13 protein-coding genes are annotated in these 15,586 nt (G+C 56.4%); 4 read left to right on the top strand and 9 right to left on the bottom strand.

The features are described 5' to 3' along the window. The first annotated feature begins 1 nt into the window (after position 1). Together NQ491_RS01955 and NQ491_RS01950 are read left to right on the top strand one after the other, a co-directional pair. On the top strand, positions 2 to 751 hold the full coding sequence (locus NQ491_RS01955; protein ID WP_019245029.1) for a LytR/AlgR family response regulator transcription factor: 750 nt from the start codon (positions 2 to 4) through the stop codon (positions 749 to 751). Between the two features lie 711 nt (positions 752 to 1,462). Beyond that, positions 1,463 to 4,333, top strand: coding sequence for an outer membrane beta-barrel protein (locus NQ491_RS01950; protein ID WP_074431104.1), 2,871 nt, complete (start codon positions 1,463 to 1,465; stop codon positions 4,331 to 4,333). 137 nt (positions 4,334 to 4,470) lie between these two features. Here the strand turns inward: NQ491_RS01950 and NQ491_RS01945 are convergent, their stop codons facing one another. From NQ491_RS01945 to NQ491_RS01905, 9 genes are all read right to left on the bottom strand, one after another. Then, positions 4,471 to 4,827 (bottom strand): GNAT family N-acetyltransferase, encoded by a 357-nt coding sequence (locus NQ491_RS01945; protein WP_019245031.1) that lies wholly within the window; start codon positions 4,825 to 4,827, stop codon positions 4,471 to 4,473. 164 nt (positions 4,828 to 4,991) lie between these two features. Then, positions 4,992 to 5,429, bottom strand: a complete 438-nt coding sequence (mscL, locus tag NQ491_RS01940; RefSeq protein WP_026089511.1) for a large-conductance mechanosensitive channel protein MscL — start codon at positions 5,427 to 5,429, stop codon at positions 4,992 to 4,994. Between the two features lie 78 nt (positions 5,430 to 5,507). Next, positions 5,508 to 6,539 carry a Gfo/Idh/MocA family oxidoreductase gene (locus NQ491_RS01935; RefSeq protein ID WP_019245033.1) on the bottom strand — a complete coding sequence of 344 codons (1,032 nt, stop codon included), beginning with the start codon at positions 6,537 to 6,539 and terminating at the stop codon, positions 5,508 to 5,510. Between the two features lie 46 nt (positions 6,540 to 6,585). Further along, positions 6,586 to 7,788, bottom strand: coding sequence for an ABC transporter permease (locus tag NQ491_RS01930; RefSeq protein ID WP_019245034.1), 1,203 nt, complete (start codon positions 7,786 to 7,788; stop codon positions 6,586 to 6,588). After that, positions 7,785 to 8,960 (bottom strand): ABC transporter permease, encoded by a 1,176-nt coding sequence (locus NQ491_RS01925; RefSeq protein WP_019245035.1) that lies wholly within the window; start codon positions 8,958 to 8,960, stop codon positions 7,785 to 7,787. The genes NQ491_RS01930 and NQ491_RS01925 overlap by 4 nt, the downstream gene beginning before the upstream one ends. Positions 8,961 to 9,080: 120 nt before the next feature. After that, positions 9,081 to 10,067: an HlyD family secretion protein gene (locus NQ491_RS01920; RefSeq protein ID WP_019245036.1), complete on the bottom strand. Its 987-nt coding sequence runs from the start codon at positions 10,065 to 10,067 to the stop codon at positions 9,081 to 9,083. A 36-nt stretch (positions 10,068 to 10,103) separates the two neighbouring features. Then, a complete protein-coding gene (locus NQ491_RS01915; RefSeq protein ID WP_019245037.1) occupies positions 10,104 to 11,540 on the bottom strand; it encodes a TolC family protein in 1,437 nt (478 codons plus the stop codon). 25 nt (positions 11,541 to 11,565) lie between these two features. After that, positions 11,566 to 12,150 (bottom strand): TetR/AcrR family transcriptional regulator, encoded by a 585-nt coding sequence (locus NQ491_RS01910; protein WP_019245038.1) that lies wholly within the window; start codon positions 12,148 to 12,150, stop codon positions 11,566 to 11,568. 225 nt (positions 12,151 to 12,375) lie between these two features. Next, positions 12,376 to 13,491: a dihydrofolate reductase family protein gene (locus NQ491_RS01905; protein WP_019245039.1), complete on the bottom strand. Its 1,116-nt coding sequence runs from the start codon at positions 13,489 to 13,491 to the stop codon at positions 12,376 to 12,378. Positions 13,492 to 13,682: 191 nt separating this feature from the next. Here NQ491_RS01905 and NQ491_RS01900 point away from each other — a divergent pair, with 191 nt between their 5' ends. Both NQ491_RS01900 and NQ491_RS01895 read left to right on the top strand, forming a co-directional pair. Next, a complete protein-coding gene (locus NQ491_RS01900; RefSeq protein WP_026089512.1) occupies positions 13,683 to 14,216 on the top strand; it encodes an RNA polymerase sigma factor in 534 nt (177 codons plus the stop codon). Positions 14,217 to 14,232: 16 nt separating this feature from the next. After that, positions 14,233 to 15,483, top strand: coding sequence for a porin family protein (locus NQ491_RS01895; RefSeq protein WP_157365656.1), 1,251 nt, complete (start codon positions 14,233 to 14,235; stop codon positions 15,481 to 15,483). Positions 15,484 to 15,586: the final 103 nt, after the last annotated feature.

The raw sequence follows: 15,586 nt of genomic DNA, 5'->3' as shown, positions 1-15,586 counted from the left end.
CATGAATGTCCTGATTGTCGAAGACGAGACGGCGGCTGCCACCAACCTGAAAGCCCTGCTGCTCCAGATCGATCCTTCGATCCGTATCGAGGCCGTGATCGAGACGGTCGTCGAAACGGTCCGCTGGGTAAAGGACAATCCCCTGCCCGATCTGATTTTTATGGATATTCATCTGGCGGACGGACAGGCTTTCAAGATTTTCGAGCAGATAGACATCGAATGCCCGATCGTTTTCACGACCGCGTACGACCGTTATGCGCTCGATGCTTTCAAGGTCAACAGCATCGACTACATTCTCAAACCGATCAAGAAAGAGGAGCTTCGCCGGGCGTTCGACAAGCTTCGCAGACTGTCGGCGCCGCAGGTGGCCGAGTATGTCGAGCAGACGAACCGCTTCGTGACTTCGCGTTCGCGCGGTTTTTTGATCCCGTTCCGCGACAAGCTGGTGCCGCTGACGCCCGAAGAGATCGCCTATTTCCATACTTCGGACGAGCGGGTTTCGGTAGCGACCCTCGACGGAAGAACGCTGCCGGTGGACAGGTCTTTGGATACGCTGATGGGACAGCTTCCTGCGGCCGATTTCTACCGTGCCAACCGGCAGTTCATCGTATCGCGCCGGGCGATCGCCGATCTGTCGGTCTGGTTCGGCAGCCGCCTGACGTTGAATCTGTGCGTCAAGACTCCCGAGCGGATCGTGATCAGCAAGGCGCGCGTGCCCGAGTTCAAGCGTTGGTTCTTGGAAGGGGTATAGTTCGGGTTGGGACGTCTGCGGAAGTCCGGAGAATATGCGCTTCGATAATTTATTGGTCTGATTTATTTTGTGTCGTTTATGAAATTTATCCGTTATGTATTGGGAACATGCCTTTTTTTAGGCGTCAGTACTTTTGGTTGCGAGAGGCCATGGGCTGGTGAAGAGTATTTCTGGGAACTCCAGAACAATTCAGACAAAAATATTCGATTTTGTGTCAGTCTGAAATGGGAGGGAAAATATTTGAATGTATCGACCCGGTGGCCGGAGGTATATCCCTATTTCCAGTTGGTGAAACCCGGACAAATGAGGTCGTATACAGTTGCTGCACGACAGATGGCTCGTACTCTGAGAGATTCATTCGCCGTTTACGTATTCGATCCGGATACTTTATCTGTGTATACTATGGAAGAGTTGGAGCGGGACAGCAATTATCTGAAACGTTATCTTTTCGGAGATGTAGATGAAAACGGGCAACGTATAGGAAGCAAGAGTAATCCTATCGTTTATCCTTGAGAATGCAGGGGAGGTGCCGAGGCGGTGTCTTTTCCGTTCATTGGGCCGACGACCCGGTTTTTCGCTCTCCGGTCCTTCCCCGAGCGGCTTCCTGCGGCGGTTCACCCGCTATATTTTCCGTTTTACCGGCGCGAAAGGCGAATGGAAAGGAAAATGGGCTTTCTTTGCAGTCGGTTAAATTGTCACGGAAAATAAGTTATGAAATTCAGAGTATCGTTGATATGTTGTGTCGTGTCGCTTTGGGCGTGGGCCCTGCCCTATCCGTCGCTCGCTCAGTCCAAGGGCTCGGGCGTCGTTTCGGGGCAGCTGGTCGACGGGTCGACGGGCGAGCCTGTGATCGGGGCTGTCGTGGAGTGTGCGCCTGCCGACAAGCCCGACCAGAAGAAGTATGCCACGACGGCGGTTTCGGGACAATTCTCGCTTCCGGCTCTCGCTTTCGGGGATTACCTGCTGAAAGTGACCTATCTGGGGATGAAGCCCTATGCCGCGTCGGTGAAGATCGACAAAAAACAGGTGCAGCTCGGTCGGCTTGCGATGCAGCCCGACGTGAAGCAGTTGGGCGAGACCGTCGTGGAGGCGGTAGCGATGCGCACGACCCAGAAGGGCGATACGGTCGTCTATAACGCCGGGTCTTACAAGGTGACGCAGGATGCCAGTACCGACGAACTGCTGGCCAAGATGCCGGGCATCAAGGTCGACGGAGGAACGGTCGAAGCGCACGGTGAAGAGGTGAAGAAAGTGCTTATCGACGGCAAGGAATTTTTCGGCGATGACGTTACTACCGCGATCAAGAATCTACCTGCCGAGGTGATCGATAAGATCGAGGTGTTCGACAAGAAAAGCGATCAGGCCGAATTCAGCGGCGTCGACGACGGCGAGGATTACAAGGCGATCAATATCGTTACCAGAGACGGGGTCGACCGGGCCAAGTTCGGCAAATTCGCAGCCAGCTACGGGTTCGACGACTTGTACAACGTGGGACTGAACCTGAGCCTTTTCAAAGGTTCCCGGCGGCTCACGTTTCTCGGGATGGTCAATAACGTCAACCAGCAGAATTTCGCTATCGACGACCTGCTCGGCGTGATGAACGGCGGAGGCGGCGGACGGGGTGCCGGTAATTTCCTGATCGGCAATCAACGCGGCATATCGACCGTCCGGTCGGTCGGAGTGAACTACTCGAACGAATGGCGGGAGAAACTGAAACTGAGCGCGAGCTATTTTTTCAACTCGTCGGACAATACGACCGAGGCGCTGACGGACCGCGATTATTTCATCGGGCAACAATATCACGATATAGGCGTTTCCCGTACCCGCAACTTCAATCATCGGCTCAACGCGCGCATCGAGTACAAGATCGACTCGAACAATACGCTGATGTTCCGTCCGACGCTTCGCTTCCAGACCCACGACGTGTCGAGCAGCGATACGTCGGCGACACTGGCGGGGGGGGCCGGTGTCGAAGGGACGATCCTGAACTTTCTGAAAAGCCTTTCCAGCAATCGGTCTGCCGGCTACAACCTGTCGGGCAGTCTGATCTGGATGCACCGTTTCGGCGGTCGGCCCGGCCGTGTGCTGGTTGCCTCGTTTCAGGGCGGTCTGTCGAAAAACGATCAAGACAACGATCGCTATTCGCTGACGCGCTATTTCGATCCCGACTCGACGTCCCGACTCGACCAATATATCGCCAACTATTCGAGCGGATACAATCTGAGCGGCCGGTTGTCTTATTCCGAGCCTGTGAGCGACCGCGCTCAGCTGTTGCTGAACTATAGCCTGTCGTACAACTATTCCGACCGCGACAAGCGTTCGTACGAATTGCCCGATTACCTGTTTTTGGACAGTCTGTCGAATACCTATAACAGCGGTTATCTGACCCACCGGGCCGGGCCCGGTTTCCGCTACCGTAGCGAAAAGGCGATGTTCGTGACCAATATCGATTATCAGCATGCTACGCTGACCGGAGATCAGGTTTTCCCGACGGTTTCGCGGTCGAATATGTCGGCGGGGTTCGACAATCTCGTCTATATGGCTATGTTGGATTACAAATTTTCACGGACCAATTCGCTGCGGACGATGCTGAGAAGCTATACGAGCAATCCGTCGGTCAGTCAGTTGCAGGATGTGCTCGATGTGTCGAATCCGCTGTTCGTATCGCAGGGCAATCCGTCGCTTCGTCCGGTCTACAATCATATGCTGCACCTGCGTTATACGAATACGAACGTGACCAAGGGACGGACTTTCGTGGCCATGCTCTGGGGGAATGCCCGGTCGAACTACATTGCCAACTCGATCGAGCGGGCCGACCGTCCCGGTTATGAGGTGAAGAACGATGCGGGCGAGACGGTGGTCGTGCTCGATCAGGGAGCTCAGTATTCCCGCCCGGTCAACCTGAACGGCTATTGGAACGTACGGGGAGCGGTGGATTACGGACTTCCTGTCAAGTGGCTGGCCAGCAATGTGAATTTCAACTTGGGAGTGGGATATACTTCGCTGCCGACTATCTCCAATCTGGTACGCAGCAAGACCAATACGACCTCCTATTCCGGCGGAATCGTCGTGGGCAGCAATATCAGCGAGAAATTCGATTTCACCGTTTCGTACCGGGCTTCCTACAATATTACGCATTCGGCCAACAGCAACGAGTATTTCAACGGCGTCGGAACGGCCCGGGTGAAGTGGGTCGCATGGGCCGGCTTCACGTTGCAGGCGGACGGCAGCTATTCCAAGTATCGGGGCGTGACGGATAAGTTTACCGAAGAGTTCCTGCTGATCAACGCTTCGATCGGCAAGAAGCTGTTCCGGAACCAGCGCGGCGAGGTCAGCGTCCGGGTTTACGACTTGCTGGATCGCAACAAGGGGTTTTCCCGGAACGTGACCGAAAACTATATCGAGAACGTCACTTCCAATGTGCTGGGGCGTTACGTGAGCCTGAATTTCGTATATAACTTGCGCGTTTTTACCGGTAACGGCAAAAAGAAATTCAATATACCCGACGGCGATTCGTTGCCGGGCGGACACAGACGAGGAGGCCCTCCGGGGCCGCCGCCGGGCGGACGTCCTCCGATGTAGCGCTGCACGTCGTGCACACCGTTCGAGATACGCGCCGGACATTCTGTCCGGCGCGTATTCTATTTCGGCGATTTGCCATTCGGACGGCAGTCAAAGAGATGGATGCTTCCCCTTATTGCACGCTTGCGACGTTTTTTTTATGGCTCCGGTTCTATGAAATGGGGGTATCGGTCCCAGTATTTTCTATAAATCCTGTCTTCGCATCCGTCGAGATTGAGCTGGTCCAAGTCATGGCTGTCGTCTCCGCTTACGTGGACATAGCCGATGGGAACGTTATCTTCTTTGAGACAGAGCGCGTAATCGAAGCCTCGCTGTTCCGGGCTGTTTGCGATGTATCTGTTCCGCAGATACGCTTCCGCTTCTTCTATGTCCCTTAGCGGGAACATGGGCAGGAACCTATTCACTTCCTTATCGTTCAGGAGGGAGAACAGGGCGCCCACGTCTTCCTCCGTAAATTGCCGTAGGATCAGCCGGTCCGTTTCTATGTGGGTCATTCTGGCTTATGTTGATTGGAATGGATGTGCAAAATGCATACAACCCCTCCGGCCCTGTCATGGGGTAAGGCCGGTCGTTCCGTTTCCCGCTTTGCCGTCCAGAAGCCGAGCGACGACCGCATCGCAAGGCAGGGATACTGGTTTCGCGGATGTTCCCCGCGCTGCTACTTATCCTGTTTGTTCTTAAGCAGATCGCGGATCTCGGTCAGCAACTGCACGTCGGCGGGGGGAGCTGCCGGTGCGGGCGCTTCCTCTTTCTTTTTCTCTTGCAATTTGCTCAACAGGCGGATCAGCAGGAAGATCGAGAACGAGATGATCAGAAAGTCCAGCGTGGTCTGCAGAAAGTTGCCGTAGTTGATCGAGACGGCCGGCTTTACGACCTCGCCTCCCGGCGAGAGAACCGCTTTTTCAAGGGTGATCTTGAGGTCGGTGAAATTGACTCCCCCGATCAGCAGTCCGATCGGAGGCATGATGACGTCGGCCACCAGCGACGAAACGATTTTGCCGAACGCGCCGCCGATAATGATACCGACGGCCATGTCCACCACATTGCCGCGCATGGCGAATTTCTTGAAGTCTTCGAGGAATTTGCTTTTCATAATTCGATCTTTTAAAATGGTTGCTCGGTTGTTCTGCTCCGGGCGGATGTCGGGCGGTCCGTCCTTGCTTCTGCCTTTGTCTTATAAGCGGATCGTGCTCCCTGTCCGGTCGCTTTCGAACGCCGCTTCGAGGATCTGCATGTCCCACAGCATTTGCTCATGCGTAATGGCCGGAGCCTTCCCCTCGCGCAGCGTATCGCGGACCCGGTCGTAGAAGCGCATGTAGTTGCCCGTTACGGTCGGATAAGCGCGTCGGCCGTGCTCGTCGTGAAGCACTCCCCACTTCGAAGGGTCTTCCGTGCACCAGTCGCCGGGAGCGGGCTTCGCGCCTCTGTGCCTCAGGGCATCTTCTTGGGGATCGAGGCCGTATTTGACGTAGGCTCCGTCCGTGCCGTAGACGGCAAATCTCGGACCGGGTTCGCGGACGAGCATGCCTGCCCGTAATTGTGCGCGTATGCCCGGATATTCGAGCACGATGAGGCTGTAGTCGTCAATCCGGCTGCCGTCGCGTTGCCGGTCGAGCGTTGCCCACACTCCCTCGGGCTTGCCCAGCAGCGCGACGATCTGATCGCACAAGTGGGAGCACAGGTTATACGTGATTCCGACGCGGGTGGCGCCCGGTGTCTCTTTCCATGCGGATTGTCCGAGTCGGGGGCGGTATCGTTGGAAAGAGGACTGTATCTCGACGAGCCTGCCCAGCGAGCCTTGCCGGACGATCTGCTGGAGAGTCAGGAAATCTCCGTCCCATCGTCGGTTTTGGTATGTGATGAGCATGAGGCCTTTCCGGTCGGCTATCTCGATTAGTTCTTTCGCTTCACGAATCGTCGTGACGAACGGTTTTTCGACGATTACGTGTTTCCCGGCTTCCAAGGCGGCCCGGCACAGCGGATAATGGGTTGCGTCGGGCGTGTTGACGACGATCAGTTCGACGTCGCAACGCAGCAATTCCTCGAACGAATCGACCGATTCGACGTCGGGATATGTCGCCTGCGCGCTTTTCTTGCTCCGTTCGGCGACAGCCGTCAGCTCGAAATCGGGATGAGCCTCGATGAACGGGGCGTGGAATATCTGCCCCGACAGGCCGAAAGCGGCCAGTCCTGTCTTTATTTTCATTGCTTATTCGGTTGGTCTTTTTCGGTTCGTATGATTTCGTTCGTGCCTATTTCCCCTTTTCGACCCGGAGCAGTACGCCGCGCATGCCCAGGCAGGCCAGTATGAAGTAGAGTCCCGACAAAATCCACAAGGTCCAGAACTGAACGCTTACTTCGCTCAGCGTCGCGCCCATCGTCCGAATGCGGATGAATCCGTCTACGCCGCTGCTGCTCGGTATGATCCTGCCGAGTTGGAAAAGCCATTGCGGCATCGACTCCTGCGGAATCGACGCGCCGCTGAGCATCAGAAACGGTATGGATGTGAAGAGCAGCAACAACAGGGAATTTTCGCGCCGCCTGAACAGGGACGAGAGCGCGATTCCCAGAAACGTGCACGACAGCAGGTAGGGAATCAGAAACAGTACGACGTCGCCGGCCGCTCCGTTCGACGGATACCCGAAAACCTTGTAGTGGAACCCCATGACGTAGAGCAGCGTCGCGCAGTAGATCGAGAGGTAGGCTGTCGATTTGCCTAAGACGATCGGAATGACCGAGAGTCTCTTTTCCCCCCGCGGAATCAGCGTTTTGTAGAGTCCTCGCTCGCGCCATGTGCCTCCGACCATGCCGATGCCGATGAGCAGCGTCTGTTGTATGATGACGATCAGGATCGCTGGCATGATGAACGTGGCATATCCGCCGTAAGGATTGTACATGTTCTCGATCGTTGTCTGGACCGGATTGCTCAGCGCCGCGGCCTGACCGGGCTGTGCGCCTTTCGCCACGAAGCGGACCCACTCGATCTGGCTGTTCGAGTAGAGCACGCTGCCCATCACGTCGAAAAAGACTTGTCTGTACATCAGAAAATAGCTGGCGTCGGCGTAAATCGAGATGTTGACCCGCTCGTTGCGCATGATTTTTTTCTCGTAGTCGGAAGGAATGACGATGATGCCGTTGATTTTCCGCTCGTGGAACAGCCGCTTGGCCTCTTCGAGACTCGAAGACTTGTATGCGACGCGCAGGTTCGGCGTGGCATCGAGCGCTCTGACGAGTTGACGGCTCTGGGCCGTATGACTGTTGTCGACGACGGCTACCGGAACGTTGCGCAGCACTTCGTTCTTATAGGCCAGCGAATAGGCCGTGGAGTAGATGAAAATAGCTCCTATGACGATCAGTATGACGCCCGCGTCGCGGAATATATGGCGGTATTCGTTTCGCAGAATACTCGAAAATTCCCTGAATTTGGAACGGAACCGGTTTGTCTTCATGATCATAGTCTTCCCCAGTATTTTTCTTCCGTACAGATTTTTCTCAGGCGCAGGATCACCGTCCACGGCAGCAGCAGAAAAGCGGCCAGACCGACCAGATAGATTGCCGAATCGGCTGTCGGCGCTCCGCGCATGCCCTGATCGATGAACAGGTCCATATAGTAGGTCATGGGAAAAAGGTATCCGACGATCCGTACCGGCAAATCCATGGCCAAAAAGGGAAACGTCAGGCCCGAGAACGTGAACGAAAGCACCGAGTATCCTCCTCCGATCGACAGTCCCAGACGCAGATTGCTAAGCAGGATAACGATGAACGCGCCTATGCCCTGCGAGGCCAGTACGAAAAACAGCCCGCTCACGAGCAGCATGGAAACGCTGCCGTTGAGCGGCACGCCGACGTATTTGAACAGCAGTGTGTCCATTAGCAAGCATAGCACGAAGAAAATGACCGTGTATGGCGCCAGCTTGCCTGCCAGAGCGGCCGACGTGTGGCCTCCGGAGGCGGCGAGCCATTCGGAGGCCGTGCCGTTCTTGAGCTCGACTCCGATCGTAAAGACGGCCGTGAGCAAAGCGAAGAGCATCAGCATCAGCGGGAGGAAGCTCGGCAGCAGATAATAGCTGTAATTGGTGTACGGATTGAAAAGGATGTGTTTTTCAAAATAGATCGGCATCATCTGGTTGTAGGCTTCCGTTTCGGACAATCCCTTTTTCATCAGCGTCTGCAGCTGGATGCCGGACGAAAAAGTCGTGGCGACAGTCAGAATATCCTTGTTCAGCAATCCGTTCTTCGTCAGGTTCAGGCCGTTGATATAGGCCATGACCCGGGCCTGCGTGTTGCTGTATATGTTTTTCTCCAGCCCGCTCGGAATCTGGATAATGGCGTCGATTTTTCCCTGCTTCATCATTCGCTCTCCCTCCTTCATATCGGTGATCTGGTAGACGACCCGGGCCGAAGGGGTCGCGTCGATCATCCGGGTCAGCCGGCGTGACAACGGAGAGTTATCCTGATCCAGTACGGCGACCGGCATGTCCCGGGGGACGCCCGTCTGGAACAGCAGAATGAAGAACAGGAACGACAGGATCGGCAGTCCGAGCGACAGCATGTAGAAAAACTTATGGCTGCCGAATGATCTCAGTTCCCGGACAAATGCGTTGCGGAATGCTCTGAAATAACTCATGACTCCAAGCGGTTTAAGTTTTCGGCTCGATGCGTCCGGCGGTGCAGACGCTCGATCCGACCTTTCCGCAAGGCCGGGTTTCGGTTCCGGTGCGGAGGGTCGGCGGGCCGAATTCTCCGTCTATCGGATTTCGTCCCAGTTTACCGTGACGGTCATGCCGGGCCGCAGCCCTTCGATTCTTCCCTCGGGGCGGGCCTTGACCTCGAACGTGCGGATATCGAAGTCGCCTTTGGTTCGGGTGGCGGACCAAGTCGCGTATTCGGCCTGCACGGCCATGTAATAGACCTTCAGTTCGATCGTCCGGCCGATGCCCGGTACGTAAGCCTGCAGTACGCTGCCGATCTTGATTTTCGGCAACAGGTCTTCCTTGATGTTGAAAGTCACCCACAAGTCGTTCATGTCGAGCAGCGTGACGACCGGGTAGCCTGCGCTGATCAGCTCGCCCTGCTGGGCGATGACCGTAGAAATCTCGCCGTCGATCGGCGAGTATTGCATCGCGTCGCTGATGTACGACTCGACTTCCGAGACGGCTCCCGACGCTTGCTTGACCAGTGCTTCGGCCGCTTCGCGGTCTTCCCTGCGGGCTCCCTCGATAGCCATGTCGTACTGAGCTTTCGCTGCCGCTGCGGTCGTTTCCATCGCCTTGAGGTTGGCGGCGGCTTCATCGTATTTCTGTTCGGGTACTACGCCCGATTCGTACAGGTTTTTGACTCGTTCGTAGCTTTTGCGCGCCAGTTCCAGTCCTGCCTCGGCCTTTTTCCATATGTTCATCGCGCCTTCGATCTCCTGCACGCGCGCTCCCTTACGGGCCTTCGTGCTTTGAGCGCTGGCCGCCATGCGCGCGGCTTCGGCCTGTTGGAGCTTGGCTTCCGCTTCGGGCGTGCTCAGTACGAACAGCAGCTGGCCTTTCTTGACGCGCTCGCCTTCCTGTACGTCCATTTGCTCGATACGGCCCGCCAGCTTCGACGAGATTTTGATGTCCGTAGCCTCGACCTCGCCCTGAATGAGCGTCGGTACGGGACGAATGGCGAACCAACTGATCAGCGAGACGGCGACGATCGTAACGACGATGCCGACGGTCAGTCCGATGACATTGCTTTTTTTCATATGATCGAATATTATGTTTTTCGTTAAGAATCGGGTTTAAAAATCGTGTTCGTAGCGGATCGGCATGGCTGCGGCCCGCTTGCCGTAATCGGGGAAAAGCTCGCTTTGGCCGCAAGCTTCGAGCAGGCGTGCGAGCATCATGTCGTAGTAATAGGCCGCCTGAAGCCGTTCGATGCGGATTTTGGCCAGATTGAGCCGCGCGTCCACGACGTCCGACGACGGGGCGGCTCCTTCCTTGAACGCCTCTTCCTTGATTCGCAGGTATTCCTCGGCGAACCGGCCGGATGCGTTGACCGAAGGCAGCTGCTGCGAATAGGTGACCATCTCGTTGTAGAGCTTGTCGATCAGGGTCAGGATGTCGCTCTCGGCCTGATGTCCGACGGCTTCGACCTGACGGATCTGGGACTTGGCCGCGCTGAACTTGTATTCGCGGTTGAGCCCGTCGAAGATCTTCAGCGATACGCCGGCTCCGACGGCCCACTTGGGTATGATCGGCGAAACTTGATAATTATAAAAGGCCGCCATGCCGGTCAGGGCCACCTGCGGTGCGAAATCGGCCCGCTGGAGCCGCATGTTCTCCGTTGCCAGCTGTTTCTTATATCCGACCTGCTTGAGCAGCGGGCTGTGCTGTTTGGCTAAATCTTTGAAATAGCTTACGTTCTCTATATCGCTCAGAATGAACATCGAAGTGGCGGGTATGTATGTCGATTCGTCGCCGCCCAGCGTGTTGGACAATGCGCTGTAAAGCGTTTCGACCGTTTTCTGGGCCTTGAGCAGCTCGCGCTCGGCTTCGGCCGTATGGACTTCGGCGTAGAGACGCTCGCCCTTGGCGATGATACCGTTGGCTTCGAGCGCTTTGGCGTCCGACAGGTGATGCTGCATTCCCTCGAGTACCTGACGGCGCACCTCGACTACCTGAAGGGCCAGAACCAGTCCGTAATAGCGTTCGGTCAGTTCCGACACGAGCGATCCGCGCGTCTGGTTTCCTTTCTCCGCTACCTCCTCGATCTTGATCTTGGCCGCGTTGTTGGCCGCGTTGATTTTTCCTCCCGTATAAAGCGGCAACGTGATGTTGGCGCCCACGTTGGCGAAACTGCGGTCCTGCAGTTTCATCGACCAATCCTTGGCCAGCAGAGAGGATGCCTGCTGCAGGATGGCCGGCGGAATGTTCGGCAGGTTGCCGAGCCCTTCCAAGACGCCGCCGACCGGAGCTTTCAGATCGTTCATGTCGATTGCCATGTCATCGCCCATATAGATATAGGCGCCCGTTACGGATGCTTTGGGCAATCGTAGCCCATAGGCGGCCTTGCGTTCCTTTTCGGCGGTTTCCTTCTCGTAAGAGATGGCTTCGAGCTCGGGATTGCGGGTCATCGTCATTTCGAGCGCCTGATCGAACGTCAGAGCCTGTTTCGGCTGCCCGGTGACGGCCGCCGCCGTACAAGTCGCCAGCCACCATAAGATTAATCGCTTCATATTGTCCTGTAATTACCGTTTTACTTTATCGGATCGCGCTCAGCGATACCCGGGTGATTTTGCGGATCAGTTCCTGCGTGTCGCACGGTCGGCTGTCGAAGTCGAACCGGTACCGCGAGGCGAGGTACTGCATGGGGATTCCGACCAGCGCAATATACAAATCATTGACCGAAATATCGCCCCGGACCGTACGGTTTTTTTGTCCCGTTTCGAGCAGCACTTCGCCGATTTCTATGATTCTTTTCCGGCTTTCGGGTTTGATCTCGACCGAGAAGTCGTTCAGCAACATGATCAGGAACTTGTGCTTGGCCGGATTGTCGGCCGCGCTTTCGATCAGAAAGCCCACGATGCCGCCGACGATTCGCTCGATGTCGTCCGTTTCGCGAATGAGCGCGCGGATCCGGTCCGTGATCGCGTTCAGCGCGTTTTCGAGCAAGTCGTTGATCAGTTCGGTCTTACCCGGGTAGTGCCGGTACAAATACCCTACCGAAACATCGGCCCGCTCGGCGATCGACGCTACCGAACCGCCGAGTATCCCGTGCTCGCTGATGACCTCGACCGAAGCGTCGCGGATCCGTTCGATTTTGGTCCGGTCCACTTTTTTTGCCATAATGAATGAATGTTCATTTATTGCGAATGCAAATATCCGAACAATTATTCGGAATTGCAACCGGGAACGTTTTTTTCCGCTTTCTCAGCACGGATTATTCGTATGCGGGCGGATTGCCCGATCTTTTCGTGAGCCGACGGCTTTATGTCTTTTCTTCTTCTTATTGGGGACATTACGCGCGGCGATCGGCTGCATCGGGGCGCGTGGAGGATTCGGCGGCCGGATTCACGATTGCCCGGAGAGAATGTGGGCATTGGCTTCGAGCGCCTGTTTGGCGAGCGACTCCAGTACGCACACTTCTATCCCGGCGTCGCGGAGCAATTGTTCGCCCCGGCAGCGGACGAAGCGATCGGGCTCGCGTACGGCGAAAACGACGCGCTTCATGCGGCGGTCGATAATCTGTGCGGAGCAGGACCGAGGCTTCGAACGACGGGTCGAACAAGGCTCCATGGAGCTGTATATCGTAGCCCCTTCGAGCGTCGCGCCCGCTTGTTCGGCCTTGAGGATCGTCTCCTCCTCGGCATGGTTGTCGGGGGCCGTCTCGCGGCTGTAGCCCGTGAATACCTGCCCGTCGCGCGTGACGAGTACCGCTCCGACCGAATAGGCCTTGTCGGACGGGGGGCACTTTAAGGACAGGCCGATCGCCTGAAGGAGCCGGGTCCGATCGGTCGCCTGCTGCCCCAAGGCGTAGTCCGTGACGGTCATGTCGCCTACCTTTTTTACGTCCAGTACGGTCATGCGGCGGTCTTTGTCGAACGGAAACTTCGCCCCGATCGTCATTCGGGGGGCCGACGGCTCTCCGACAAAGAACGGGGCTACGGCGACACGCAGGTAATCGATCCGATTTTCTGACAAAAACAGGGTCAGCACCCTACTCCCTCCCTCGATAAAAAGCCGTTCGATTCCTTTCCGACCGAGTTCTCCGATCAGGTAGTCCGCTGTCAGACAGTCGCTTCCCGCATGGATGACGGTCGCTACGCGGCTCAGTGCCGCGGTGCGGTCCTGCGGCGCGCAACGGCCTACGAAAACGATTTTTTCTCCGTCGCCTTCCGTAAAAAAGCGGGAGGTCGGGTCCAGATCGGCGTTACGGCTGAGCGTGACCTTGACCGGATCGGCCGGCAGTCCCTGTTCGGCCCTGAGCTCGCGCAGCCTTTCGTCACGGGTGACTAGAGCCGGATTGTCGCGACGAATGGTTTCGGCGCCGACCAGAATCGCGTCGCTTTCGGCGCGGAGACTGCGGACTTCTTCCCAGTCGGCCGCGTGCGACAGGACGAGCCGACGGTCCGATAGGTCGTCTATATAGCCGTCGACGCTGACGGCGACGGAAGCCTGAACGATCATATTCCGGATAGTTTTTCGAAAGACAAAGTACGCTCGATTTTTCGATATACGCAAATATCGCTATTTTCGCACGATGACATGCGAAATCGGCGGTATGAGCGGAAATATTTTTTCTGAAATTCCGTTATCCATGCAACGAATTACGAACCCCTTTCATCTATAGCTACGGATGAGCGATACGACTGGAACCCGTGACGGAAGAAGAACTGATAAGGCGTTGCAGTAGGAATGACCGGACGGCGCAGCAGAAGCTGTATGAAAAATACGCTCCGAAGATGTACGGCGTGTGTTTCCGCTATGTGTGCCATCGCGAGATCGCTCAGGATCTGCTGCACGACGGCTTTATCACCGTTTTCTCCAAAATCGGGGATTTCCGGGGCGAGGGATCGCTGGAAGGATGGATCAGACGGATTTTCGTCAATACGGCCTTGGGGTATCTGCGCAAGAAAAACGTGCTGCAGGGCAGCGAGCAGATCGATGCGCTCAGGCAGGTCGAAGGAACCGAAGCATCGGCCGTGGAACGTATGGAGACCGCCGAGCTGCTGCGATGTATCGGCAAGCTGCCCGACGGATACCGCGCGGTGCTGAACCTGTTTGCCGTCGAAGGATACTCTCACCGCGAGATCGCCGAGATGCTCGGCGTGAGCGAAGGCACTTCGCGCTCGCAATATCTGAGGGCCAAGGGATGTCTGCTCAAAATACTGAAAGAAGAGGAGGTGATCTGAGATGAAAAGGGATTCGTTGGATGAAGCATTGAGGCGCAAGCTGCACGACGCGGAGGCGGGATTGCCCGTTCCGCCGTGGGCGGAGATGCAGCGCCGCATGCAACTGCATGCGAATGCGCATCCTGCCGAGCGTGTCCCTCTGTTCCGTTCGTGGAGCCGTTATGCCGCCGCCGCGGTCGTCCTGCTCGGCATCGGGTTGGGCGTTTGGCGGGTTCAGCGCACGCACTCGTGGGGTGAGAAATCTATGGCCGAAACGGTGGCGCTGCCGCTTCCCGTTTCCGGTAGCGATTCCGCCTCGGGGACGGCTCCTGCTTTCAACGATACGGCTCTGAACCGAATCATGAAGTCGGCCAGGTCGGTCCGACTGATCGATCCCCGTTCGAAAGCGTCGACTGCGCTCCTCGCCAGTCTGAGCGACGGTGCAGGTGCCCCGTCCGGCAATTCGTCGCCGTCTCGGGATAATACGGACAACGCGTCTGCGACCGGAAGCGATATGTCGTCGCAACCGGATCGGTCCGCAGAGACCGCCCCCAACAGAGAGCTGATAGCCGCTTACGAGCGCAAGTTCGCGCAAACGGATGCGCCTCTCAAGAGGCGAGGCGGCAGGAGCAAGGGTTGGTCCGCCTCTCTGTATGCCAACGCTTCTACGTTTTCAAACGCACTTTCCGCCTCCGGCAGCTCCCCGATGCTGCTGATTCAGAACGCGGGTTTGGCGGATATCGGTTCCATGAGAGTGGAAAGTCCGGTTTTTGAAGACAGCCACATGGATCACAAATTTCCCGTGTCGGTCGGGTTTTCCGTTCACAAGTACCTGACGCCCCGCCTCCATATCGGAACGGGGCTCGTATATACTTATATGAGTTCAAAGGCCGAGATCGAGGGCGCTTTCAATTACCGTTATCGCCAGAGGCTGCACTATCTGGGCATCCCGCTGACGGTCAATTATTCGGTGTTCGACCGGGGACGTTTCGACATCTATTTCTCGGGCGGAGCGATGGCCGAGTTCGCCTTGTCTGCGCGCGGGACGACCGAACTGTACAAGGACCGGGCTTTCGTTTCGTCCGAGACTCGCAAGATCGCGGCCGACGGCGCTTTGTGGTCGGTCAATCTGGGTTTGGGCGTCGGTTTCGATCTGGTGGATCATTTCGGTATTTATGTGGAACCGGCGGTCAGCTATTATTTCGAGAACAAGCGCCAGCCTGCATCCTATCGGACGCAAAATCCTTGGAACGTCAATCTGGGCGTGGGATTCCGCTATAAATTCTGACGTTTCGCCGAGATTTGCCTTGCCTGATGCAACGTTTTGCCCGGGATGCGCATCTTACATAGTGAATTCGGTTTTGTAAAAGCGATTGCGAATGTATCCGAAG

It is taken from the genome of Alistipes ihumii AP11 (genome assembly GCF_025144665.1).
Lineage (GTDB): Bacteria > Bacteroidota > Bacteroidia > Bacteroidales > Rikenellaceae > Alistipes_A > Alistipes_A ihumii.
This window is presented reverse-complemented; position numbering and strand designations above follow the sequence as displayed.

Excerpts from the sequence above, each read along its gene's own strand:
- NQ491_RS01905 (WP_019245039.1), bottom strand. The coding sequence starts at position 13,491 with ATGATCGTTCAGGCTTCCGTCGCCGTCAGCGTCGACGGCTATATAGAC.
- NQ491_RS01955 (WP_019245029.1), top strand. The coding sequence starts at position 2 with ATGAATGTCCTGATTGTCGAAGACGAGACGGCGGCTGCCACCAACCTG.
- NQ491_RS01945 (WP_019245031.1), bottom strand. The coding sequence starts at position 4,827 with ATGACCCACATAGAAACGGACCGGCTGATCCTACGGCAATTTACGGAG.
- NQ491_RS01915 (WP_019245037.1), bottom strand. The coding sequence starts at position 11,540 with ATGAAGCGATTAATCTTATGGTGGCTGGCGACTTGTACGGCGGCGGCC.
- NQ491_RS01925 (WP_019245035.1), bottom strand. The coding sequence starts at position 8,960 with ATGAGTTATTTCAGAGCATTCCGCAACGCATTTGTCCGGGAACTGAGA.
- NQ491_RS01935 (WP_019245033.1), bottom strand. The coding sequence starts at position 6,539 with ATGAAAATAAAGACAGGACTGGCCGCTTTCGGCCTGTCGGGGCAGATA.
- NQ491_RS01930 (WP_019245034.1), bottom strand. The coding sequence starts at position 7,788 with ATGATCATGAAGACAAACCGGTTCCGTTCCAAATTCAGGGAATTTTCG.
- NQ491_RS01910 (WP_019245038.1), bottom strand. The coding sequence starts at position 12,150 with ATGGCAAAAAAAGTGGACCGGACCAAAATCGAACGGATCCGCGACGCT.
- NQ491_RS01920 (WP_019245036.1), bottom strand. The coding sequence starts at position 10,067 with ATGAAAAAAAGCAATGTCATCGGACTGACCGTCGGCATCGTCGTTACG.
- NQ491_RS01950 (WP_074431104.1), top strand. The coding sequence starts at position 1,463 with ATGAAATTCAGAGTATCGTTGATATGTTGTGTCGTGTCGCTTTGGGCG.